The 23,264-nt window shown below is 55.2% G+C and carries 22 protein-coding genes and 1 pseudogene; 9 read left to right on the top strand and 14 right to left on the bottom strand.

Features of this window, described 5'->3' with window-relative positions; genetic code table 11:
• Positions 1–8 precede the first annotated feature (8 nt).
• The 5 genes from ureC to K3727_23085 are packed head-to-tail and all read right to left on the bottom strand — an operon-like array spanning position 9 to position 3,332.
• On the bottom strand, positions 9–1,769 hold the full coding sequence (ureC, locus tag K3727_23105; protein UWQ93938.1) for an urease subunit alpha: 1,761 nt from the start codon (positions 1,767–1,769) through the stop codon (positions 9–11).
• Positions 1,744–2,076, bottom strand: a complete 333-nt coding sequence (locus K3727_23100) for an urease subunit beta (protein ID UWQ93937.1) — start codon at positions 2,074–2,076, stop codon at positions 1,744–1,746. The genes ureC and K3727_23100 overlap by 26 nt, the downstream gene beginning before the upstream one ends.
• Positions 2,073–2,240 (bottom strand): hypothetical protein, encoded by a 168-nt coding sequence (locus K3727_23095; protein UWQ93936.1) that lies wholly within the window; start codon positions 2,238–2,240, stop codon positions 2,073–2,075. The genes K3727_23100 and K3727_23095 overlap by 4 nt, the downstream gene beginning before the upstream one ends.
• A 14-nt stretch (positions 2,241–2,254) precedes the next feature.
• Positions 2,255–2,557, bottom strand: coding sequence for an urease subunit gamma (locus K3727_23090; protein ID UWQ93935.1), 303 nt, complete (start codon positions 2,555–2,557; stop codon positions 2,255–2,257).
• Between the two features lies 1 nt (position 2,558).
• Positions 2,559–3,332: an urease accessory protein UreD gene (locus K3727_23085; protein UWQ93934.1), complete on the bottom strand. Its 774-nt coding sequence runs from the start codon at positions 3,330–3,332 to the stop codon at positions 2,559–2,561.
• Between the two features lie 449 nt (positions 3,333–3,781).
• Between K3727_23085 and urtA the strand changes: the two genes are divergently transcribed.
• From urtA to urtE, 5 genes are all read left to right on the top strand, one after another.
• Positions 3,782–5,062: an urea ABC transporter substrate-binding protein gene (gene urtA / locus K3727_23080; GenBank protein UWQ93947.1), complete on the top strand. Its 1,281-nt coding sequence runs from the start codon at positions 3,782–3,784 to the stop codon at positions 5,060–5,062.
• Positions 5,063–5,128: 66 nt separating this feature from the next.
• On the top strand, positions 5,129–7,084 hold the full coding sequence (gene urtB, locus K3727_23075) for an urea ABC transporter permease subunit UrtB (GenBank protein ID UWQ93933.1): 1,956 nt from the start codon (positions 5,129–5,131) through the stop codon (positions 7,082–7,084).
• 3 nt (positions 7,085–7,087) lie between these two features.
• Positions 7,088–8,317 (top strand): urea ABC transporter permease subunit UrtC, encoded by a 1,230-nt coding sequence (gene urtC, locus K3727_23070; protein UWQ93932.1) that lies wholly within the window; start codon positions 7,088–7,090, stop codon positions 8,315–8,317.
• Positions 8,314–9,054 (top strand): urea ABC transporter ATP-binding protein UrtD, encoded by a 741-nt coding sequence (gene urtD, locus K3727_23065; protein ID UWQ93931.1) that lies wholly within the window; start codon positions 8,314–8,316, stop codon positions 9,052–9,054. The genes urtC and urtD overlap by 4 nt, the downstream gene beginning before the upstream one ends.
• Positions 9,055–9,057: 3 nt before the next feature.
• Positions 9,058–9,753 (top strand): urea ABC transporter ATP-binding subunit UrtE, encoded by a 696-nt coding sequence (urtE, locus tag K3727_23060; protein UWQ93930.1) that lies wholly within the window; start codon positions 9,058–9,060, stop codon positions 9,751–9,753.
• Between the two features lie 608 nt (positions 9,754–10,361).
• Here urtE and K3727_23055 read toward each other — a convergent pair.
• From K3727_23055 to K3727_23045, 3 genes are all read right to left on the bottom strand, one after another.
• Positions 10,362–12,005, bottom strand: coding sequence for a hypothetical protein (locus K3727_23055; GenBank protein UWQ93929.1), 1,644 nt, complete (start codon positions 12,003–12,005; stop codon positions 10,362–10,364).
• A 208-nt stretch (positions 12,006–12,213) separates the two neighbouring features.
• Positions 12,214–13,341: an MBL fold metallo-hydrolase gene (locus tag K3727_23050; protein UWQ93928.1), complete on the bottom strand. Its 1,128-nt coding sequence runs from the start codon at positions 13,339–13,341 to the stop codon at positions 12,214–12,216.
• Between the two features lie 68 nt (positions 13,342–13,409).
• On the bottom strand, positions 13,410–14,636 hold the full coding sequence (locus K3727_23045; GenBank protein ID UWQ93927.1) for an MBL fold metallo-hydrolase: 1,227 nt from the start codon (positions 14,634–14,636) through the stop codon (positions 13,410–13,412).
• Positions 14,637–14,775: 139 nt separating this feature from the next.
• Between K3727_23045 and K3727_23040 the strand changes: the two genes are divergently transcribed.
• On the top strand, positions 14,776–15,336 hold the full coding sequence (locus K3727_23040) for a TetR/AcrR family transcriptional regulator (GenBank protein UWQ93926.1): 561 nt from the start codon (positions 14,776–14,778) through the stop codon (positions 15,334–15,336).
• A gap of 674 nt (positions 15,337–16,010) precedes the next feature.
• On the opposite strand, the gene K3727_23035 is transcribed toward K3727_23040, so the two are convergent.
• The 3 genes from K3727_23035 to K3727_23025 all read right to left on the bottom strand — a co-directional run bounded on the left by K3727_23035 (position 16,011) and on the right by K3727_23025 (position 17,386).
• Positions 16,011–16,298 carry a hypothetical protein gene (locus K3727_23035; protein UWQ93946.1) on the bottom strand — a complete coding sequence of 96 codons (288 nt, stop codon included), beginning with the start codon at positions 16,296–16,298 and terminating at the stop codon, positions 16,011–16,013.
• A gap of 127 nt (positions 16,299–16,425) precedes the next feature.
• Positions 16,426–16,959 (bottom strand): hypothetical protein, encoded by a 534-nt coding sequence (locus K3727_23030; protein ID UWQ93925.1) that lies wholly within the window; start codon positions 16,957–16,959, stop codon positions 16,426–16,428.
• The gene (locus K3727_23025; protein ID UWQ93924.1) at positions 16,877–17,386 is read right to left on the bottom strand and encodes a DUF285 domain-containing protein; all 510 of its coding nucleotides are present in this window, start codon (positions 17,384–17,386) and stop codon (positions 16,877–16,879) included. Before K3727_23025 ends, K3727_23030 begins: the two co-directional genes overlap by 83 nt.
• 562 nt (positions 17,387–17,948) lie before the next feature.
• On the opposite strand from K3727_23025, the pseudogene K3727_23020 reads away from it, so the two are divergent.
• Positions 17,949–18,065 (top strand): annotated as a pseudogene (locus K3727_23020) (IS6 family transposase).
• Positions 18,066–18,759: 694 nt separating this feature from the next.
• Here K3727_23020 and K3727_23015 read toward each other — a convergent pair.
• The 3 genes from K3727_23015 to K3727_23005 all read right to left on the bottom strand — a co-directional run bounded on the left by K3727_23015 (position 18,760) and on the right by K3727_23005 (position 22,070).
• Positions 18,760–20,622: an AMP-binding protein gene (locus tag K3727_23015; GenBank protein ID UWQ93923.1), complete on the bottom strand. Its 1,863-nt coding sequence runs from the start codon at positions 20,620–20,622 to the stop codon at positions 18,760–18,762.
• A 207-nt stretch (positions 20,623–20,829) separates the two neighbouring features.
• On the bottom strand, positions 20,830–21,369 hold the full coding sequence (locus K3727_23010; GenBank protein UWQ93922.1) for an N-acetyltransferase: 540 nt from the start codon (positions 21,367–21,369) through the stop codon (positions 20,830–20,832).
• Between the two features lie 143 nt (positions 21,370–21,512).
• Entirely contained in the window at positions 21,513–22,070 is a 558-nt protein-coding gene (locus K3727_23005) for a CIA30 family protein (protein UWQ93945.1), read from the bottom strand.
• A gap of 203 nt (positions 22,071–22,273) precedes the next feature.
• Between K3727_23005 and K3727_23000 the strand changes: the two genes are divergently transcribed.
• Positions 22,274–22,795, top strand: coding sequence for a glutathione peroxidase (locus K3727_23000; GenBank protein ID UWQ93921.1), 522 nt, complete (start codon positions 22,274–22,276; stop codon positions 22,793–22,795).
• A complete protein-coding gene (locus K3727_22995; GenBank protein UWQ93920.1) occupies positions 22,795–23,205 on the top strand; it encodes a DUF393 domain-containing protein in 411 nt (136 codons plus the stop codon). Before K3727_23000 ends, K3727_22995 begins: the two co-directional genes overlap by 1 nt.
• Positions 23,206–23,264 lie beyond the last annotated feature (59 nt).

The raw sequence follows: 23,264 nt of genomic DNA, 5'->3' as shown, positions 1-23,264 counted from the left end.
CTGCACCTTCAGAACAGGAAATAACGTTGCGCCATTGGCAAAACCTCGGCGGGTTGACAGGTGAGAAGCTCGCCATCGGCGCGCACTTCGTAGGTTTCGGGATGGACTTCAATCTCGGGGGTCGCGTTGTTCAACACCAGATCGGGCTTACCAATGTTGCGTGTGTTCTTCACAGCCAACGTGTCCTTGGCGAGGCCCAACTTTGCACCGATCCCGACGTCCTGCGCAGCCGCGCTGACGAACGTGACGGCTGAGTTTTCGACCGAGCGACCATAGGCCCCGAACATTGGGCGGCTGTAGACAGGTTGCGGCGTCGGGATCGAGGCATTGGGATCGCCCATCTGTGCCATGACGATGGTGCCGCCTAGCAGAACCATCTCAGGCTTCACGCCAAAAAAGGCCGGGTTCCATAACACCAGATCGGCGCGCTTACCTTCTTCGATCGAACCGATCTCGTGGGCAATCCCGTGCGCAATCGCAGGGTTGATGGTGTATTTGGCGATATAGCGGCGTACACGGAAGTTGTCGTTGTTGCCGGTTTCCTCGGGCAAGCTGCCTCGCTGTTTCTTCATCTTGTCAGCGGTTTGCCAGGTGCGGATCAGCACCTCGCCCACGCGCCCCATGGCCTGACTGTCTGACGCGATAATCGAAAACGCACCCATGTCATGCAGGATGTCCTCGGCGGCGATGGTCTCGCGGCGTATACGGCTTTCGGCAAAAGCCACGTCTTCGGGGATCGACTTGTCGAGATGGTGGCAGACCATCAGCATGTCGAGATGTTCCTCCAGCGTGTTCACTGTGAAAGGGCGGGTGGGATTGGTAGAGGACGGCAACACATGCTCTTCGCCGCAAATCTTGATGATGTCCGGGGCATGGCCGCCCCCCGCTCCCTCGGTATGAAAGGCGTGGATCGTGCGCCCTTTAATTGCGGCCACTGTATTCTCGACAAAGCCGGATTCGTTCAACGTGTCGGTGTGGATCATCACCTGAACGTCCAAATCATCAGCGACCGACAGACAACAGTCGATGGCGGCAGGCGTGGTGCCCCAGTCCTCGTGCAGCTTCAGTGCGCAGGCACCGCCAAGCACCTGTTCTTCAAGGGCTGCTGGCAGCGATGCGTTGCCTTTACCTGCAAAGGCAAGGTTCATCGGAAAGGCATCCGCCGCCTGCATCATGCGCCCGATATGCCACGGGCCGGGAGTGCAGGTGGTGGCCAGCGTGCCGTGGGCCGGGCCGGTGCCGCCACCCAGCATGGTGGTCAGGCCGGAATGCAGCGCGTCCTCGATCTGCTGCGGGCAGATGAAATGGATATGACTGTCAAAGCCGCCCGCCGTCAGAATGCGTCCTTCGCCCGCGATAACCTCGGTTCCGGGGCCCACAATGACATCGACGCCCGGTTGGGTGTCAGGGTTTCCGGCTTTGCCAATCTTTTGGATGCGCCCGTCTTTCAGGCCAACATCAGCCTTATAGATGCCAGCGTGATCGACGATCAGCGCGTTGGTAATGACGGTGTCCACCGCGCCTTGGGCGCGCGTTATCTGGGATTGCCCCATTCCGTCGCGGATGACTTTGCCACCGCCAAACTTCACCTCTTCTCCATAGACATCGTCCCGCAGCCCTGTGGCGCTGAACTGTGCCGCTGTGGCCCGTTCCATAATCAGGTCTTTTTCGACCTCGATAATCAGATCGGTATCCGCAAGTCGCACCCTGTCGCCGACAGTTGGGCCGAACATGGCAGCATAGTCACTCCGACTTATCTTGCCCGGCATCTGTCAGCGCTCCCATGATATGTTGATTAAAGCCATAGATATGTCGTCGTCCCAGGTAGGGTATCAGCATCACCTCTCGACGCTGTCCCGGCTCGAAGCGGACGGCAGTGCCCGCCGGAATGTCCAGCCGCCTGCCCAAGGCTGCATAGCGATCAAATTCCAACGCCGGGTTTGCTTCGGCAAAGTGGTAGTGGCTGCCCACCTGCACTGGGCGGTCGCCGGTATTGGCCACCAACACCATCAGAGCGCTGCGACCGGCGTTTAGCGTCAGCGACCCCTCGGCAGGAAATGTCTCGCCCGGGATCATTTGCGCCGCCGTATGTGAACCAATGTCATGGTCCCGCCCACGGTCATTGCTGCGAGGATCACGGCAATCCATGTAACTGCCCCATGCGGATGGATATGCGCGCCGGAATGGGCCAAGGCAGGGGATGCGGCCAGCGCGCTCAGAATCGGTAAAACGTGTTTCATTGGATCAAGTTCCTCTAGCGAATTGGGTTGTGAACGGTGACAAGTTTGGTGCCGTCAGGAAAGGTGGCTTCGACCTGCACTTCGGGGATCATCTCGGCGATGCCCTCCATGCAGTGTTCGACCGAGACAACCTGGGCGCCCGCCTCCATCATATCGGCGACAGAGCGTCCATCGCGTGCACCTTCGACGACGCTGTCGGTGATCAGGGCAATGGCCTCGGGGTGATTGAGTTTCACACCGCGCGCCAGACGCTTGCGGGCCACCTCGGCGGCCAGGGCGATCAGGAGTTTGTCTTTTTCTCTCGGGGTCAGGTTCATGTCAGATCATCCAGCATCGGGGAAGGTCACTGCCATTCAGTCTTTGCAGAACTGGCAGCAGGGTTTGTCTGAGGGTAAAATCGTCGACAGCCAGCAAGCGCAACACCAGCACATCGGACTGGATCATGCTGACACCACCGGTTTCAGGAAGAACCTCCCTAAGGGGCCCCAAATGGCGTTCGGCATCCTCCGCGACCAGCACTGTCAAAGCTGTTGCCCCGGCACCGTTGGCGATGAAGGGTTTCGACAGATGGGCATGCAGGTCTCCGGACAAGACCACCGAGTCGAGAAAGAGGGGTGCGCCTTCGCGTCGTATCTCGATACGGTCCCGAAAACGGATATCAGTCAGCGTTTCGCCCATTGCCGGGCGACCAAAAACCATAGGCTCGACCATCAGCAGTGAGGCGTCCAGTGCCAGGTTGATGTTAAGACGGCGATCCAGCGCACTGCCGTTGAACAGGATCGTTTCCTGAGGCAGCCAGTTGAGCCGGGCACCGGGTTCGACCCGAATGCGGTTGCGAATCTGGCCGGTTTGATTGGGTTGCGCCCTATAGGCGCGTTCGCAGGCCTGGGTTGTCAGCGTCAAAGCGGTGTTTGCCGCCACATGACCGGAAAAAGAAAACTGATCACCTCCAGTGATCCCACCGGCGGTGTTCAAAAGGACGGCGTCCATGGTGCCACCACGGGCCTTTGGAAACAGACATTTGAAGGAGCCAGACTGGCGCAGACCATCCAGAACGGTACGGCCTCCGACCCTTTTCGTGCTCACGCGCAAGTTGCCCTCGGCCCGGGGGGGCTGTGCGTCATTCGGGGGCGATATGTCTGCCTGACGTGTGATTGGGGTATCCTCGGGTCATATAGAACTGTCCTTGGTTGTGACGTCATCTGTGCAAATCACCATCCGAATTGGCAGTTCGAAGGTCTCGACTGGGGGGCGCTGTCTATTGTTTGTGCGCCTGCGGCAATTGCTGGTTAAAAAATATGCATTCGCCGCGAGCGTTTGGGAAATGTCGTGTCTCAGGTTTGCTAATTACGCTGCAATGCAGAATCGATTGGACACCTGCCGGAGACACGTTGTCAAAAAACCGGAGGTGTGTGACGGCCATACGAATTGGACCTCGAAGCGGCCGCCACACGAATTGCAACATGACGTTGCGGGGACAGGTAAGAGAAATCGGCATTTATGTGCAAGGTCTCTCTCCAGCGCCCTGCCTGGAGGATAATATGAACTTTCTCAAATCCACTCTCGCCGGATCAATCGTCTTTGCCACATTGGCTGGTGCTGCCATGTCTGCCGAAGACGCTATCAAAGTTGGCGTCCTGCACTCGTTGTCGGGCACGATGGCGATCTCTGAGACGACACTGAAAGACACCATGCTGATGCTGATCGACCAGCAGAACGCAAAGGGTGGACTTCTGGGCAAACAGCTGGAAGCCGTGGTGGTAGACCCGGCATCAGACTGGCCGCTGTTTGCCGAAAAGGCCCGCGAACTGCTGACCGTCCATGATGTCGACGTAATCTTCGGAAACTGGACGTCTGTTTCACGCAAATCGGTTCTGCCGGTGATCGAAGAGCTGAACGGACTACTGTTCTACCCGGTGCAGTACGAAGGTGAAGAATCGTCCAAGAACGTATTCTACACTGGTGCCGCGCCGAACCAACAGGCCATCCCTGCAACTGACTATTTCCTGGAGGAACTGGGGGTCGAGAAATTCGCTCTGCTCGGCACAGACTATGTTTACCCCAGGACCACCAACAACATTTTGGAAAGCTACCTGAAAGACAAAGGGATTGCGGATGGTGACATCTTCATAAACTACACGCCTTTCGGTCACTCGGATTGGTCAAAGATCGTGGCTGATGTCGTGGCGCTCGGCGCGGATGGCAAGAAAGTCGGCGTGATCTCGACCATCAACGGCGATGCCAATATCGGCTTTTACAAGGAACTGGCTGCGGCAGGCGTTTCAGCCGACGACATCCCGGTTGTGGCTTTCTCGGTAGGTGAAGAAGAACTCGCCGGTCTGGATACCTCTAACCTCGTCGGTCACCTGGCGGCGTGGAACTACTTCCAGTCGGCAGACGCAGAAGTGAACGCCGAGTTTGTCAAAACTTGGAAAGCCACGATGGGTGAAGAGCGTGTGACCAACGACCCGATGGAAGCACATTTTATCGGCTTCAACATGTGGGTGAACGCGGCCACAGAAGCGGGGTCTACCGAAGTGGATTCGGTGCGGTCTGCCATGTACGGACAAGAGTACCCGAACCTGACCGGAGGAACCGCGGTCATGCTGCCGAACCACCACTTGGCCAAGCCGGTTCTGATTGGTGAAATTCAGGACGACGGTCAGTTTGATATCATCAGCCAGACAAGCGAAGTGCCTGGTGATGCCTGGACCGATTTCCTGCCTGAATCAGCGGTTTTGATGTCGGACTGGAAAGATCTCGGCTGCGGTATGTACAACACCGCGACTAAAACCTGTGTTCAGACGCTTTCGAACTACTAAGGCCTGAATTTGAGAAGGGGGCGGCTTTCTGGCCCCCTTCCAACCCAATTCGCGGAACACTCCAATATGATACGACTATTCCTTGCGGGCCTCGCAGTCCTGTTGTCATGCCTGACAGCAACGGCTGAGGAACGTGCCATCCAGCCGCTACTGCAAGAGTATCACGAGGTGATCGCAAAAAGCTCGCGCAAGACCATTGCTCCGGTCATCAATGCGATTGCCACCAGTGGCTCGCCAAAGGCGCAATTGGTGCTTGAGACATGGACGGCCAAGGCCATGTGGATGCGCAAATCTGACGGCGTGTTCTTTATCGGTGAAAAAATTGACAGCAAAAACTATCAGCTGACCGATTTCGACAGCGGTGAGGTGGTGGGAAACTATCCCAAAAAAGAATTGAAACAGCTGAAACCCAACAGCGGTATCCGGGCCATGATTGCCACCGCGCTGGTGATGTTCCAGTTGTCGGACCCTGATAAAGCCAAGCGGCATGGCGCGCTGACATCAATCCAACGCGACCCCGAGGCCGCCTTGCTGGCGCCTCTGCGCGCCTCGATCGAGACCGAGCCAGATGCGGCTCTGAAAACCCAAAAGCAACGGCTCGAACGGCTGCTGACGATTGGTTATGATGACAACACCCAGGCTCGTGTGGCCGCCATTGAGGAAATGTCCGGCGATCTGGGCGTGGATGTTCGCGCAACGCTGAATCCTTTGGTGGCGACAACACGCGATGTGGTGCCGGGTGACCTGCCCAAGGGGGTGAATGTCTCCGAGATCTTGACGCCCGGCACAGAAAGCCTGTCCGAAACGGAAGCCTATGACCTGTTGGTCGCCAAAGGTCTGTCCCCCGCGCGGGTTTCGCCGGACGACATACGCAACTCGCTGGCCGCCAATATCGATGGTGGCCGGGTGGGCGGCATTCCGGTGGCGCAGTTAGCTACAAAAGACGCCCGCCTTCGTGCCTATGTCGTGCTGGCACAGGCTCGCAAAGTGCCCCCGCTTGTCACGCAGGCAGATATTGACGCGGCCCTCAACGCACATGTCTTTTTTGAAACCTATTTCGAGCCGTCTGTCGATGTGACGACATCGGCCAACAAGGCCTTGGATACCATAGGCCTCAAGGTTGGTTTGAACCAGACACTAGACCTGACACTGGATGCGCTTTCGCTGGCCTCGATCTACTTCCTCGCCGCCATCGGCCTTGCCATTACGTTTGGTGTTATGGGGGTGATCAACATGGCCCATGGCGAGTTTATTATGATGGGGGCGTACACAGGGTACGTGGTGCAGCAGATCATTCCTGATCACACGGTGTCGATCATTGTCGCCATTCCGCTGGCCTTTGCGGTGACCTTTGCCGCTGGTGTGGCGATGGAGCGGCTGGTGATCCGCTGGCTCTATGCCCGTCCGCTGGAAACCCTGCTGGCGACCTTTGGCATTTCGATTGCCCTGCAACAGCTGGCCAAGAACATCTTTGGCACACAAGCGCGGCCTCTGACCGCGCCGGGCTGGCTGGATGGGGCTTTCGTCATGAATGACGTCGTTTCAATCAGCTACATCCGCATCGCCATCTTTATTCTGGCACTCGTTTTCCTTGGCGTCTTTCTGTTCATCATGAAGCGCACGAGACTTGGGCTGGAAACCCGCGCCGTGACCCAGAACCCGCGTATGGCCGCGTCGATGGGGATCAACCCCGGCAAGGTCAATATGCTGACCTTTGGCCTTGGCTCAGGTATCGCGGGCATTGCCGGTGTTGCCATTGGACTTTTTGCCAAGGTCACCTCCGAACTGGGCAACGACTATATTGTCCAAAGTTTCATGACCGTGGTTGTCGGTGGTGTGGGCAATATCTGGGGCACGCTTGCGGGGGCCGCCATGATCGGCTTCTTCCAAAAAGGGATTGAGTGGCTGAACCCGTCGAACACGCTGGCGGCACAGACCTATATGATCGTCTTTATTATCATTTTCATTCAGTTCCGGCCACGGGGCATCATCGCCCTCAGGGGCCGCGCGGCAGGAGATTGATCAATGCAACGTTCTTTTATTGCCAAAAACCCGTCTGTCCTGATTTTTCTCGCCTGTCTGGCCCTGTTCACGCTGATGGTGACGGTGCTGTCCGAAGGCTTCGGCGTCGGCGTGATTTCAACAAGTTTCGTCAAGACGCTGGGCAAGACGCTGTGTCTGTGCCTGATCGCTGTGGCGATGGATCTGATATGGGGCTTTACCGGCATTCTGTCGCTGGGCCATTTCGCCTTTTTCGGTCTGGGGGGCTACATGGTCGGCATGTGGCTGATGTATGAACGCACACGCTTGATCGTGGTCGAGTCGCTAAGTCAGTCCGAAATCCCACCCACAAGCTCCGAGATAGTCGACGCTATCGGTAATCAGATCTTCGGCGTGGTCGGCTCTAGTGAGTTCCCCCTGATCTGGGCATTCGCCGACAGCCTGTTCCTGCAATTGGCCTTGGTGGTTCTGGTGCCCGGGATACTGGCGCTCGTCTTTGGCTGGCTCGCGTTCCGCAGCCGGGTCGCCGGCGTTTACCTGTCAATCCTGACGCAAGCGATGACGCTGGCGTTGGCGCTGTACCTGTTCCAGAACGACAGCGGCCTGCGCGGCAATAACGGGCTGTCAGGCTTGCAGAACCTGCCGGGTGTGACCGCGTCGCAGGGCGTGGTGTCCGTGTGGTTTCTCTGGGTCTCGGCGTTGGCCTTGGGACTTGGTTACCTCCTGGCCGCTTGGGTCGTGTCGGGCAAGCTTGGCTCGGTCATTCGCGGCATTCGCGACAACGAGGCCCGCGTGCGGTTTCTGGGCTACTCGGTCGAGACCTACAAACTGTTGGTCTTTACCCTAACCGCCTGCATCGCGGCCATTGCTGGCGCGCTTTATTACCCGCAGGCCGGTATCATCAACCCTGCTGAAATTGTGCCGATTGCGTCGATTTATCTGGCAGTCTGGGTCGCTATCGGCGGGCGGGGACGGCTTTATGGCGCGGTGATCGGGGCGGCTTTCGTCAGCCTTCTCAGTACGTGGTTCACCGGCGGGCAAGCTCCCGATATTCCGCTGGGTTTCTACACGATCAAATGGGTTGACTGGTGGCTGGTGTTGCTAGGCCTGTCCTTTGTCGCAGTCACGCTGTTTGCTCCGAAGGGTATGGGCGGACTGGTCGATCTGTGGAGCCAACGCAAAAGCCCAAACCGTCACGGCGCAGACCTAGGCCCGGATGACGGTGCCCTGCGCGAACATGAGGCAAGCCAATGAGAACACTTCTCGAAGTTTCAGGCGTGTCAGTTACTTTCGATGGCTTTCGCGCCATCAACAACCTGTCGTTCCAGATCGGTGATGCTGAGCTGCGGGCCGTTATCGGCCCCAATGGTGCCGGTAAGACGACGTTTATGGATATTGTCACCGGTAAGACCAAACCGGACGAAGGCCGGGTGATATGGGGCGAAAAATCCATTTCTCTTTTGAAGATGAACGAGGCGAAGATCGCCCAGGCCGGGATTGGACGCAAATTCCAGAAACCAACGGTGTTCGAAGACCAGACCGTGCAGGAAAACCTGCTGATGGCTTTGAAAAAACCGCGTGGCTGGTTTTCGGTTCTGGCCTACAAGCCAAGCGCGGAGGATCTTGAGAAAGTTGCCGATCGGGCACAGGAAATCGGCCTTCTTGATGAGCTGAAACGTAAATCCGGCGAGTTGAGCCACGGGCAAAAGCAATGGCTGGAAATCGGCATGTTGCTGGCACAGGAACCGCGTCTGCTGCTGGTGGATGAACCCGCGGCGGGGATGACCCCGCAAGAACGCGAACATACCACGGACTTACTATTAGAAGCAGCCAAGACACGCGCCGTGGTGGTGGTAGAACACGACATGGAATTCGTCCGCCGACTGAATTGCCGGGTGACCGTGCTGCACGAAGGGTCAGTCCTGGCCGAAGGCAGTCTTGACCACGTTACCTCGAACCAACAGGTCATCGATGTCTATCTGGGGCGCTGAACCATGCTGAAACTACAAGATCTGACCCTGCATTACGGGCATTCTCAAATCCTCAACGGTATCTCGATGGAGGCCGCGATGGGCGAGGTGACCTGCGTTATGGGAACCAATGGTGTTGGCAAGACCAGCCTGATCAAGGCCATTTCGGGCACTCACCCGCGGTCTGGAGGCAGTGTTGAGCTGGCAGGCGAGGTGCTGGGCATCCTACCAGCGCACAAACTGGCCCATAAGGGAATCGCATATGTGCCGCAGGGACGGGAAATTTTTCCCTTGCTGACCGTGTGCGAAAACCTGGAAACCGGGTTTGTCTGTCTGCCACCTACCGAGCACCACGTACCGGATGAGATTTTCGAATTGTTCCCGGTGCTGAAAGAGATGCAAAACCGGCGCGGCGGGGATTTGTCTGGGGGGCAACAACAGCAACTGGCCATAGCACGAGCGCTGATTACCAAGCCACGGCTTTTGCTTTTGGATGAGCCGACAGAGGGCATCCAGCCCAACATCATCCAGCAAATCGGTGACGTGATACGGTTGTTGCGAGCCAAGGGCGATATGGCGATTGTCCTTGTTGAGCAGTATTTTGAATTCGCCTACGACCTAGCCGACCAATTTGTAGTTTTGCGTCGGGGCGAGGTCATGATGTCAGGGACCAAGGGAACGCTGGCCAAGGAGGACGTGCTAAAGGGTGTGTCCGTGTGAGTTGAGAGGCGGAACAAGAAGGTTCTCATCGCCCAGTTTTTGAATTTAACAAGCCTGGAGTGGAGGGGTTTATTAGCCCCGTTCAGGGTTGCTTAGATTGCGATACGAATTTGCAACGACAACAAACATCAGCTTTGAGGGCAGCATCAAAGCATCAGCGAGCGCGGATCAAGGTCCTCTCAGGGCCGTTCGCACGACTTTGCAAAGGTCGCCTTTCTGCGCGCAACAACCATTGACGGCCGGAACAGCATCCTGGGTGTGGGCCAGTGCGGCTGGTGTTGGCCCTGAACGTCTGTTCGCAGGTCGGGCGGAAACCGGTCTTTCGCTGCATCCGCGCGGCACTCCCACCAAACTGCAAAAGCGGCCATTCACGGGCTCGTCCTAGCCAACCAGATTGGCGACGAGATAGGGCATTGGCCGACGTAAATAAACCCTAAGCCCGTTGCTGAGATGTTCAACATGAATGATGCGCGTGTTTTGGTTCATCAAAAAGTGGGCGCTTACCGTACCTGGGAGCAGCAGAAGTGCGCCAAGACAAAACCGCCAGTACGGCTGCCTATGCTTTTGCTGACAACACCCTAATTCTTGTGCTCTTCATCTGCGATCCATTAGTTTTCTGGCCGTGCACTTGTGACCGTCAGGCCAGTTATTTTCCACGCATTGTCCACTGGGCCGACATCCATCAACGCGCTGAAAAGAATAACTTTCCGATGGGGATGTCCCCAATGATCTCCGTGTACTGTTGCGCGCCAACTTACCGACGTCTGAAACCCACCGTCGTCAGAGATCTGACGCACACTCGCGACAGTCAGGTTCTGGACTTCCTTGACGATGCCCGCCCCTCCACCTTGCATTTTTACGACAAGTGCGCGGTCCAGTTCTTGTTTCACTTCAACAAAGGACCCGGAGGAGATGCTTGTGCTCAGCGCGGCGTTCAGGTTTTCGGGAATTCTCTCCGGAAGAGCCTTGTAAACGTTTTGAACCAACTGGCCTGTAATGCGCTCGGCGGACGTTTCATCCGGCGCACCGGCAATCGGGTTCACCATTGTCACCCAGCCGATGCGCGTGGACAGACCGGTGATCAACACGAGCGCAGCCAGTGTGACAAGTCTGGCGGGTCTGCAAATTGTGTTCAACTGGAACAGAACGAACGCGGCTGCCAGAGACAGGGGAATCATCAGAAGTGTGGCCATAGGAACGTCCACCAATCGTTCTTCACCGAACACGACGGGCGCGATTGCCGGAGGATTGTGGTCCGTAAAATAATTGACCCATTCCAATAACGGTTCTTCAGGCGTTAGCTCGGTGATAAAGGGGCCGGCCGCGTCAATTGTTTGGGCCGGAATTTTCTGGATGGTATCGGTAAATAACGTCCATGTGACGGTTGCACTATTGGCTAGGGATGCCGTTGGAACAGAAAAAATTAACCCAACAATGGCCGCATCAGTCCGAACGGCCTCATCTTTCTCAAGAAATACCAGTCCCGATGCCGAGACTTTGAGAAAGGACATACGGCTGAACTCCGGCTGGACGGGTTTGCCGTTCACAGTCATCGGAGAACTGTCGTTGAGCAGGTCCGGCAGCGCCTGTGTGATCGCGTTGCGGTCACCGGTGGACAAGATGTCTCCTTCAAGCTCTGTACCGGTCAACAGCGCGGCGTCACGCACCCGCATCACCGCTTCGTGCCGGATCTCGTAGGGTTCGGCATAGATATACGACATCACAGGGTATCTGTGGTGCCGCCGAAGGTTGGGGTTATCGAATTTGCTATACCAGGGATCATCCCAGTTCAGTGACAGTCGCGCGACTTTTGACAAAAAGCGGAAATCGGTCACGGCCACGTCACGATCAAATACGATCATACCAACAGTTGCGACCGGTTGACCGTCGCTATCGGTTGGGGAAGAAATCTCCAATCGCTCAGGTTTTTGATCCTGAAAACCATAAAACAGCTCTGCATAGGCGACCCGAGGGTCTTCCGGTGGTTTGGGAACCGTGCGGCCCGTGAGCGGGTCAATCATGCCCGCATTAGGAGATGCCCTGTCTACACGTAGGCGGGGCTCAAAAGCACGAACGGAGACAGGCAAAGCGGCTCCGTCGGCGGTTCGAAAACTGAGGCCGGTTTGAGAAAACCGTTTGAGGCGTTCAACCTCGGGCAGTCGGGAACCAGAGCCAGGTGGCATCCAGCTGTCTGGCAGGATGTCCTCGAAGTACTTGATGTCTTCGACAAAGATCTCCAGAGCGACGGTCACGCCTTGCTCTGAGATCGTTATTTCAGCGATGTTGGGCGCGACTGCAGCTCCGTTAAGTGGGGACAAATCTGCGCGAGCGCAGGTCGCCGCGGTCAAAAGGGCAAAGCAAAGGGGAATGGCAAGCGTCCTAGCCCACCTCCTCAACACACAAATCAAATCGATGCTACCTCGCGCCTGCGACTACTAGGTCGTTCAACACCCGACCGGATTACTCGTCAAATTTCAACCGCCCTGCGTTAAGCCATTCGGAAATGCTGATCCGTTCGCTTGGATCAGGTGGGCCTGCAGGGGTTGGGGGGGCTGCCGGCAGCGGGTTCTCTATCCCTACGGCCTCGCGAACCGTTATGCCTTGATCAGTGATGTTCCAGACCAACATATCACGGGCCAGCGTCAATTGGCCGTCATAGTTTTCCCGTATGGCGGCGATTGTACTGGGGGTAATATTGAAATCGTCAAACGTATGGTAAGCGACGGCGTGACGCGGTTTCACCATGTTGAAAACCTTGCCACAGGCATCCGGTGGGGTGTGGATTACCGAGGCAATAATGCGGGCGCGTTCGGGGTCATAATTCTTAAATTCGATGAATTGCTGAACCGTCAGGTAACATTCGTGAATCAGAAGATCGGCATTTTTCGCCTCTGCCACGAACCATTTGTTGGGATTGGTATCGCCGGAGTAGACAAACTTCTTACCCTTCCACTCCAGACTATACGACACCGGGCCGTCGATCGCATGAATTGCAGGCCACGACCGAATGACAACACCGTCTTCTTCGTAGACGGTCAGAACTTTGGAATAGTCGAATTCAGTGACCTCAAGATGACCTCCGGAAGAAGGCATGTTACCCCTGCGTCCCGCCACGTCCCAGGCAAACATCCGCTCCATGTTTTCCATGGCAGCTTTTGTGCCAAACTCTGGTTTGAAACTGCTGGGCCCCCACACGCGCAGCGGTATGGTTCTGTTGGATACCCAGCCGCCGATGTAGAGCGCGTCAAGGTCCCCAATGTGGTCAACATGCAGGTGGCTAATGAAAACCTTGTCCACCGAATTGTAGGGAATTTCGAGCGACGCCAGATTTGCAAGAGATCCGGTGCCAACATCAAACAGAAATTTGTCACCATTACCTAGCTCAACAAGCCACGCGGCGGAGGCCTGCGAGTGCCGGAAATTCGGTGTCCCGGTACCAAGCGCGACAACCCGGATTTCGTCCGCCGCCAAAGGTTCGGCATTGGGAAAATAGTGACTTGCTTTGGGCACGTCTTCGGCCCTGACGGTTCCGGCCAAAATAGAACTGAGCGCCACAGCTCCGACCAGTGCTACTAGAAATCTTTTCAAGACATATTCTCCCCGGAGTTGGCGAGTTTCACCCGGGCCAACTCTGCCATCCCGAGCACTAACCCGTCTTAGTTATCCGATGTTCTTTTCGGCATAGGCGGAGGTGTATATCCGTCCCATTTCCCAGCGTTCACTTTGTCAGAAGGACTTTTTTCCTCCGACCGTGTTGCCTGGATGTATGCCTGACCAACCGATGGCGGGAGTACGTAGTCATCCACAGAAGTTTCCCGAACAACAATGTAATCCTTGGTCAGGTTGATAACCTGGAGATCGCGCGCCAAGGTCAGCGGCCCGTCATAGGTTGTGCGGACCCCTTCAAGAATTGCCTGAAAGTTTTCCGGCGACAAAACCGAATGGTATCCAAGAGCGTGGCGCGGCTTGACCGCGGACATCACTTTGCCAAACGCTGCAGGCTCGGTATGAATTCTTGTGGACACATAGGTTGCCTGTGCCAAATCCCAGCCAAAGTACGTGGACAAGGCTTTGGGTGGAAGAAACGCTTCGTGCGAGGCAAGGTCAGCCCCGGCAGCATATTTTACGTACCATTTGTTGGGGTAGGTATCGCCTCCAAACACGTATTTCAGGCCGTTCCATTCCAGAGAGTAGCTGACTGAACCGTCAAGGCTGTGAATCGCCGGCCAGGACCGGATTGTTACGTCGTTTTCCTGATAGACGATTTCATTTTCCTGCATGTAGTCGAATTCGTGGATTTCAAGTTTGGCTCCGGCATCGGGTAAAGCGCCAGCGCGCGTCTCGAGGTCCCAGGCGTAGGCTTTTTGCATGTTTTCTACATAAGACTTGGTGCCGAGTTCAGGCGTGGCTCCTGACGGGCCGAATATACGCAGAGGTGTGTAACGGCCAGACAGCCATCCGCCCACATGCATACCCATGAAATCGCCCACGTGATCGACGTGCAGGTGGCTAAAGAACATCTTGTCGATCTTGGAGAAATCAGGCCTTAAGGAAAACAGGTTGCCCGAAGATCCCGTGCCAACATCGAACAAAAACTTATCGCCATTTCCTAACTCTACTAGGAAAGAAATCGAGACCGCAGCCTTGGTCTGATTGGGCATACCTGTACCCAACGCTGTGATCCGCATCTCATCTGCGCCAAGAATTTCCGTGTTCGGGAAATAGCTAGCCGGATAGACACCATCCTTGATCTCAACGGCTGACCGTCCGGCGGGCATGATATCCTGCGCTGCAGCCTCGCGCGTCACCGGTAAAGCCAAAAGTGTGCCCATCACACCCGCAACCAATCCGCAGAACACCTTATTTAAGATACTAGCCGTCATTTTCCCCTCCACAATTCGCTCCGTGTTAGTTTAAGCGTTAGTTTCTGCGCTTCTGCACGGCGAGATAATCGGAATTTGCAAATTCCATAGATTACTCTACGGTAAGGGGCTCCCGTCTAATGTGTCAATAGAGTTGTCTATGGTTAAGCCAGAACAGAAAAAACAACGGGCCAATCGCGAAGTTTGGCTCAACGCAGCGCTTGAAGTTCTGAACGAACGTGGCGTTGATGGGATCAAAGTTGTCTCACTTGCTGATAGGCTTGGCCTGACGAGTGGCAGTTTTTATTGGCATTTCAAAAATATTCAGGATCTTCTCGATCAGATCTTGGAGTATTGGGAAAACCACCTAACAGATCATATCATTCGCGACGCTCAGCATTTTGACGGTCCACCCGAAGTACGGATTCTCAATCTGATGCTACAGGTTATCCAAGAAGACGCGACCGTTCCTGATCACGCAATATCCGTTTGGGCAAAACGCGATGCCAAAGCCCATCTCGCTTATCAGCGCACTCTTACAAAACGGTATAGATTTGCCAAATGGATGTTTGAAGAAGTCGGTTTTGAAACACCGGCTGCCATTTTACGCGGCCGATTAATGGTCTCATCGCTCATTGGAGATTCCTCGGTCGACCTGAAAGCCGACCCGGATTGGGAAGAACTCATTCGTGGACAATGGCGGGTCTTGGTCGACCGATAGGTGTGAAACTCAACTTCAAGAAGGCCGCAACTGTCGCGGCATCGCGCAGTCCAAGCGAATGTCTCCTATGACGGGCCGCACCGCAGTGGCAGAATGTTTTGACCAATGACCGGTTAGGGCCGTTCGCAGGACTCTACATAGATCGCCTTTCTGCGCTTAGCTGCGGTTCTAAACTGATTGTCGTGTGGGTTCCTGAATATCGAAAGCCCAATCGTGGGGAAGCTCTAATCGCCGCATCGAAGAATTGACTTCCGAGATCGGTTGCACCAACTGCACCCGCAGACGACGCGTCAAACCATTAGAAATAACACCTGCACACAATTTCTAACGCATTCCGGAAAACTCAGAAGCGATTTCCGAGTTCCAGTGTTCTAAGTCTGGCAAAATTTGTGACCTTCCATCCATGCCGCCCAGTTTTACCATAAGTTATCAACTGCATACTAATGCTCGAATTGGTTCCAAATATTGCACGGAAATGTATGCAAGATGTTAGCAAATCCGCCCTGATCACCCCCCCAATATTCACAATCGGCCGCGCCTCATTCACGCGTACTCAGGTTTTTTTGCATAAAGTCAAAATCTCACTGGAATTCGGAAGTTTTCTAGGGTCTCTGTCAAAGTGAGTCCCCCCTACAAATCGCCTTAGGTTTCACGCGCGCTGTGAACACCGAGGGTTATGTTTTGGCTTTCAAACGTTTGCGAGTGTTTATCGAAATCATATGTCTATTGGGCACCTGACAAGTTCGTGCGAATACCCCCAGAGCGTCCACTTTCAAGCTTGTAGTTGACGACGTCACTGCCCCCCCTGCGATTGTGTCGTTGCCGTCGCCTCCGACAAAGATATCTGTGTCGTTACCGCCATGAATGTAGTTGCCGCCAGGTCCACCATATATCGCGTCGTCGCCTACACCGCCTTGGATCGTGTCACCAAAATTGCTCCCCAATATCGTGTCGCTACTCACCGTACCCGGGATGCTCTGTTCGCTGTTGAGTGATCAATAAACGCCATCGAAAATTCCGTGTCCTATAAGAAAAAATTGATTGAATGAGCAATGAAGCAGGTGGATGTAGCCACCTATGCTCGGGGCATCAAAAATCGAATTCGATCCGACCCTCTTGCGTGGTGAGAGTTGCGAAGTCGAGCGCCGCGCCATCGACCAAAGCCCAGAGGAACTGACCTGATGGGACATGCGTCACAAACGCCTCGGCCACGCCACCATTCAGTCGGTCGAAGCCAAAGCCACCATTCAGGAAGTCGTCCCCCTCGCCGCCAAAAAGCACGTCTGAAAGTGCCGCTCCCGTCAACACGTCGTCGTCTGCTCCTCCCACGAGCGTATCGGCCCCGAACCCTCCCAGCAGCGTATCATTTCCATCGTCGCCGCGCAGTTCATCATTGCCATGCCCGCCGTCGAGGTAGTCACTCCCGGCACCTGCAAATATCACGTCGGCGCGGTCCCCTTCCAGAGTTGCACCACGCAACGCACCAAACAGGACGTCATCGCCGTCCCCGCCTTGCAACGTGTCACCGCCCAGCCCACCTTCAATCGTGTCCTTCCCTACGGACCCGCGCAATGTATCGAAATAGCCGTTGCCGGTAATATGGTGGCCCCCAAGCCAGTCCATCCGTCACGATACGGTAAGCGCCGCCAGAGCCGTCGAGGCGATCATTCTCTGCCGAGTCTTCCAGCCAATATCGCGCGCCCGTGATGGCCCAGGAGAAGTCGATTTCGAGGCTATCGAATGCCGTGACATTCGAATAGATGAGGTCCTCAGCGCCCAATGATATGTTGCGCGGCACACGCGTTTCGCCAGGATCCAGCTGCGCCCAACCGTCAAGTGTGGCGTCAAAGTTATCCATACTCATCGCGGTGACCGATAGGCTCAACCCTTGGGACGAAAGCGACGACAGATCCCATACGCCAAGGCTCTGATCAAAGGAAGTGGCCCCTTCGAAAATGTGGATCATGGAGCGAACGTTGCTGGTAACCCATCCACTAATGTCCTGATCAAACGCTGCAGCAGCATCAAACGTGCCGTGCAAGGACGTCACACGCCCTGTGTCCCACCCACTGATATCCCGATTAAATGGGTTTTACCGACCAAGCGTTGCGGCGAACGTGCCAATCATGCGGGTCACCGCGCTTGTGTCCCACAAGCCTATGTCATCGGGAAACACACTGTCGACGCCGAAGATGTCATCTGCGCCCACACGAAATAGACCGCTAAGATCTGTAATTGGAGCAGGAACCATGGAGTTTCTCTTTATATTTGCATATGAATACTACCAGAGGTTATTTTCAGAATCTCTAGTTTATGCCAAAATTACGTGGGCTGTGACTCAGACCCAGGATTTGCAAATGGCCTGCCGCCACACAGCGCTCGACTGGAAAAGCCCCTTGGCGATCGGAGCGGCACTAAAACGTGACCGCTGTCACCACCACTCACCCTGTGTTCATGGATGTTTCGTTGAGTTTGGTCGAGTAGGTGGCGCGGTTACTTTGGATTTTGCAACAGGTGAGGTCTCCCCTGCCCCGTAGCATCGTTTCTAACGGTGTTGTCACGTTAACTGTCGTTCGGTTGCTGATACCCGCAATTGGACGTAGGTGACATCGATGAAGTCACCGTCGATCAGCTGCAAGCGTCACCGGTTTCCTCATCAGATCATCTCTCATGCAGTGTGACTCTATGTTCGCTTCGTTTTGAGCCTGCGTGAAGTTGAAGAAATGCTAGTGCAGCGTGAGATCGCAATTAATTTGTTGATCCTATTTGCGCGCATAGAGTTCACCGATGAACCCCGCATCTTGCGAGACAACCTGAACAAACAGCCAACGTGACTGGCCACCCGCTCCCAGCGGGGGATTGTCGAGGGAGACCGGCGGACCGCTGGTACACGAAATGAGCGCGCCGAGGAGCGCACCGGTTGTCAAAGCCCTTTCTCGAACTGTTTTCGTGGGCAACGTTTGATTTCCTTGCTTGGGATGTAGTCTTTGAAAAGTACAATTCGATTTTCCTTAGACCCACGACTCGTTCTTGTTTTCTGGCCTGAACACGACGGTTGCGCCCCCCCCTATTGCGGACTGCAAGACCCTTGGGCCCGGTATTCCCCATGTATCCCGCCGTCCAACCTCAAGATCGCCTGACGAGGCCAGCAGATCAGGTGCGTGCTGCCCCGAGCGACGTCTGCGGTTGTGCAAACGCCTGAAAATAGTCCGATCGGGCTGCCTGCAGCCATCCGCACCTGGCGCGACCAAGGGCAGTAGGGCGCCCGTATTGGTATGTGCTGCACCGTAGAAGAATGTTTGTTAACGAAGTCGAACGACAGGTGCCAATCCAATTTAAACCCACTGTTGGTTTGGAGGTGGAAGACCGACAAGGCTTTGGCTGTATTGGATGGTCTAATTTTTGCTTTGCACCCGAACTCCCCTAGGCGACCTGCACGCGAGTCTCAAATAGAAACGCTGCGAGAGCCTGTTCGACCACAGCAGTCGATGGTCTGTCTTTTGGTGCAAGCACCACGTTGACGCAAAGTCCGCGCGGACCACCGGCGACCACGTCGACCTTGGCATCGGGCAGTTTCAATTCGTCTTGAAGCAATCTGCACACCACCAATTTGGCGGCATCACAGCGCAGACTCGGTTTGAAAATCTTGCCAACAGAAGTCAGAGGGATCGCATCAATAACTTGAAGCATCTTCGGCCAAGCCGGACGTTCATCAATTGTTTTTTGCGCATGGGCCATGAGGTCATCCATGCTGGCATCAACGCCCTGGTGGAGCTGCACAAAACACATTGGCAGTTCACCAGCATAAGCATCGGGCATGCCAACTGCTGCTGCGAGCGCCACAGCCGGATGCGTGCTCATCGCGTTTTCGATCATGGTGGGATCGATGTTGTGACCGCTCCGGATAATCAGGTCTTTTGAGCGCCCCGCAACGTAGAGACAACCTTGTGCATCCTTGTATCCCAAGTCACCTGAATTCAGCATGCCATCAGTGAAGACACCCTTGTTTTGGGTCGCATCACTATAGCCGGGTGACAGATGATCACCACGAATTGCGATGACGCCAATTTCCCCGGTTTCGCAAGCTTCTCCGAGGCGGCCTTGCGATGTCAGCTTCAAAACCTCGACTTGCGTGTATGGCAAGGCCCAGCCGACGGACCCTGTCGTGCCCTCGCCACAGCAGGGATCAATGCTGATCAGCCCTGAGGCCTCTGTCATGCCGAGTATCTCAAAAAGCGTACAGCCAGTGACGTCCTTGAACTTCTGCCCGACGGCAGGTGGCAACAGCGACGCTCCGGTTAGACCGGCGCGCACTGCGCTGATATCGTGATCGTCCAAAGGGGTTTGTAAAACCGCACCAATTGCCGTTGGAACGCCGGCCACCAATGTCACCTTGTGATCCGCGACCAGCCGCCAGAAGCTCTCGACGACCGTCGGATTACGCAGCCCTGCGGGCGTCATGACCAGCAGTTCAATTCCCGCCATGAACCCGCTGAGACCCGCGACGATTGTCCCAGCAACATGAAAGAGCGGAAAGGTGGCCGTCAAAACATCGTCAGGCGTATAGCCACACATTGCAGCGCCACCAAAGGCCGCCACCAACTGACTGCGATGGGTGTGTGCAACGAGCTTGGGAACACCGGTTGTGCCTCCGGTATGAAAATACGCGGCGATATCATCACCGCTGCGCGCTTGCCCAAATGTCAGATGATCATCAGGTTGGGCCATCAAAGCAGCACCAAGATCAATTACACCTTCTTCTGGAGGCGTGCCCGGAGGTGAAACGCGCACTAACACGAGCTCGGGAATTTGCTCGCGCAATGCAAGTGCCTTCTCCCAGATATCCAGTTGCGGATGCGCCCCCAGGGCAACGAGGATCTTTGCACCTGAGGCTTTGAGCAGTTCCGCGATGCTTTCCGGCTGCAACAGAAAATTGATCGGCACCGCATAGCCTGCGGTTTCCGCACCCCATAAAGTGACGTGGGTTTCGATCAAGGCGGGCAGCATGAAAGCGACGCCCGGTGATGCGCCGCCAATATCGGTGAACAGATTGGCCGCGCGCCGAATGTTTCTGAGCAATTCTTGATAGCTGATCCGCCGTGGGTGCTCGTCCGCCGCTCCTGTCATCAACATGGTCATGGCCGTGGCGTCGGGGGCTCGCTCAGCGCTGTTGATAAAGGCATCCAGAATGCTTTGTTCCGGCAAACGCTCTTCAATGGTCATTTCAGTTTCAAAGCGTTTAAGATCACGTTCGGTTCGAATCGGCTGAGCGCCTAGATTGGCCATAAAATGCTCCTCACATGTCAATTAAGTATCGGGAGAGCCTTTCCCAAAAGACCAATTTTGGCAAGCTTCAAGCACTCCGCAAGGGTCAAACAACATCCCGGACCGGTCGATCAAACCACTTCTACGCATGCACATTTCGTCCACGTTGTCGCCGGAGCGCGGGACTGACGCCAAGGTCGCCATTGGGCCGAAGTTTCGGATGGGTAGCTACCAGAAGATTGGATCGTCAAACGCTGTAACGCACCGAGACGGTCCTTGGAGCGGCGTCTTTGTCGCATTATTGAGAAATTGACCGAGCCAGCCTTCGGGATGCTGCAAAGGAAAAGGTGCTGGCACGTCTTTCTCGGTGATGGTCGAGAAGCCGACGCGCTCGTAGAAACGAGGATCTCCATAAGTCGCCGCGAAATCGACGCCCTCCTGCTGAAGCACCCTGAGGCCATGGGCAATCAATCTCTGCCCGATATTTTGGCGCTGCCGCTTTGTGGCCACCGCGACAGGTCCAAGGACGAACACCACGCGTTTGTCGCCTTTGAAAGTGAGGCGCGAAAAGATGATTGCGCCATCCAGCTCGCCATTATTCCAAGCCGTGAAAACACGGAGATGCTCCGAGGGAGTTTCCTCCATCAGACGGCGGGCCAAAGCCCCTATCAGCTCACCTTCGTCCGATCCCTCCGAGGCGGTGAAGCTCGCTGTAAAAAGGTTGGCAATCGCCGAAGCGTGTACCTCGTATTCTGCCGAAAATTCCAAGTTCCTGTCCTCGCGATGGGGGGCGTTCTGCGGCGTTTTACCAAAACCTTACGCCCAACATCTCATTTGCCGCGAACGTCGGCAATGCGGGCTGCGACTGCCCAGGCATTAACGAACAATTCTGTAAAAGGCCGTGATAGGGATCAATAAAAGCCAATTTCTTGCACGTCGACCTCCGCTTGGTGGTCACGACCATAGGCCACTATGCCGATTGACTTGATAGATCCCGCGCGTGGTTCAGACCTGAGCATTCTGCCCGATGCTTTGAAGGCCGAAAATGGAATGCGCACTTCTGCCCATTGTTGCGTCACCTCGAAGCTAGCTTGGTAATACTGCCACGGCAAAACCGTTCCGCTGGTGCGAAGGTGGACATAGTACGTTTGATCGTTGCCTCGGGAGATGAACCGTACACCCTTTGTGTTTATTGATGGTTTTTCTGAGAGTTCCGTCCGAAATTGAATAAAGCCGCCACGATTTTCGGTGCTCACATTTCCAGTCAGCCGTGCATACCCGGACCCGTTTTCCTGTGCAAAACTGACCTGCCCAGTTGATACGCCGCCCATGACGGTGTCCGCGATAAATTCCCAACGGCTTTCGGGATTATTGTCAAAAGTTTCCAGCATGACCTGCTCCCCTGCAGCAAGTGTTGAGAACCAACCAAGCGCGACGCAAATGCCCAGAGTTGCTGCCAGTTTTCTCATAGAAATCTCATCCATTTTTGACCGCGTTATCTGTCGTAAATGGGTCCGAACTGTTATTGACCCAAGTGTTTTTGTCGAGCGAGCTGGTCGATTATGCCCCGACCACCATTCGGCATAGACATTGAGCACTCCTTGCACACGCTAGACGAAAAATGGTCCAAAGGCGCTCTTGGCTCGTAAACGTTGAACAAGGAGGTTCTTTCATGATCCGAATAGTATTTCTGCTGGCGCTTCTGTTGACTGCCTTTCAAGTGAAGGCCCTAGAGCTTGATGCGCCTTTCGACTCCATCGACGGGGGCAGCCTGACCCTGTCTCAATGGAGCGGTCAACCCATTCTTGTTGTCAACACTGCCTCCCGATGTGCCTTCACCAAACAATACAGCGGGTTACAGGCCCTATATGATACCTATCGTGACACAGGTTTAGTGGTTCTGGCTGTTCCGTCAGACGATTTCCGACAGGAGCTTTCCAGCAATGAAGAGGTAAAAGATTTCTGCGAAGTTCAGTACGGCATCGATATGCCGATGACTGGGATTACGAATGTAACAGGTCCAAAGGCGCATCCGTTCTTTTTATCGCTGAAGCAGGAGGAGGGTTTTGAACCGGCTTGGAACTTCAACAAAGTTTTGATCGGGCCGAATGGTGATCTGGTTGGCACCTACGGCTCTAAAACAAAGCCCGAGTCTTCGCGACTTCGTGGTGACATAGAAGGTCTTCTGAATTGATGGCCATAAAACAAAAGGACCCGCAGAATATCACCGTATTCTATGACGGGTCCTGCCCCTTGTGTGCGTCGGAGATATGTTACTACAAACGGGCTGACACCGATCACGTGCTAAATCTTGTCGACGTTTCATCCAAGCGCTTTTCGGGGGATGACAGCGTCACTCGGTCGGACGCGATGGCCAGGTTCCATGTTCGTCTGGCCGACGGTCGGCAAATGTCCGGGGCACGGGCGTTCGTAGAATTATGGCGTGCCATACCGGGCTGGCGCTGGTTGGCGAGATTGGCAAGCCTTCCGGGCGTCGTGCCCCTTCTGGAAGGGCTCTATCGCCTTTTCCTCCGCATGCGCCCTCTGATCGTGCGAGGTTTCGGCAAATATCAGCGGTTTTTCGGCACTTCACTGCCGAGATAGCCCTACCTTCTCGTCTGTTCACATTAGAGGTCTGATCACTGTGAAAAACTTCGGTTCCT

Source organism: Rhodobacteraceae bacterium M382, from assembly GCA_025141015.1.
Lineage (GTDB): Bacteria > Pseudomonadota > Alphaproteobacteria > Rhodobacterales > Rhodobacteraceae > Aliisedimentitalea > Aliisedimentitalea scapharcae.
The sequence above is the reverse complement of the archived record's forward strand: the minus strand, read 5'-3'. Positions and strand labels throughout refer to the sequence as shown.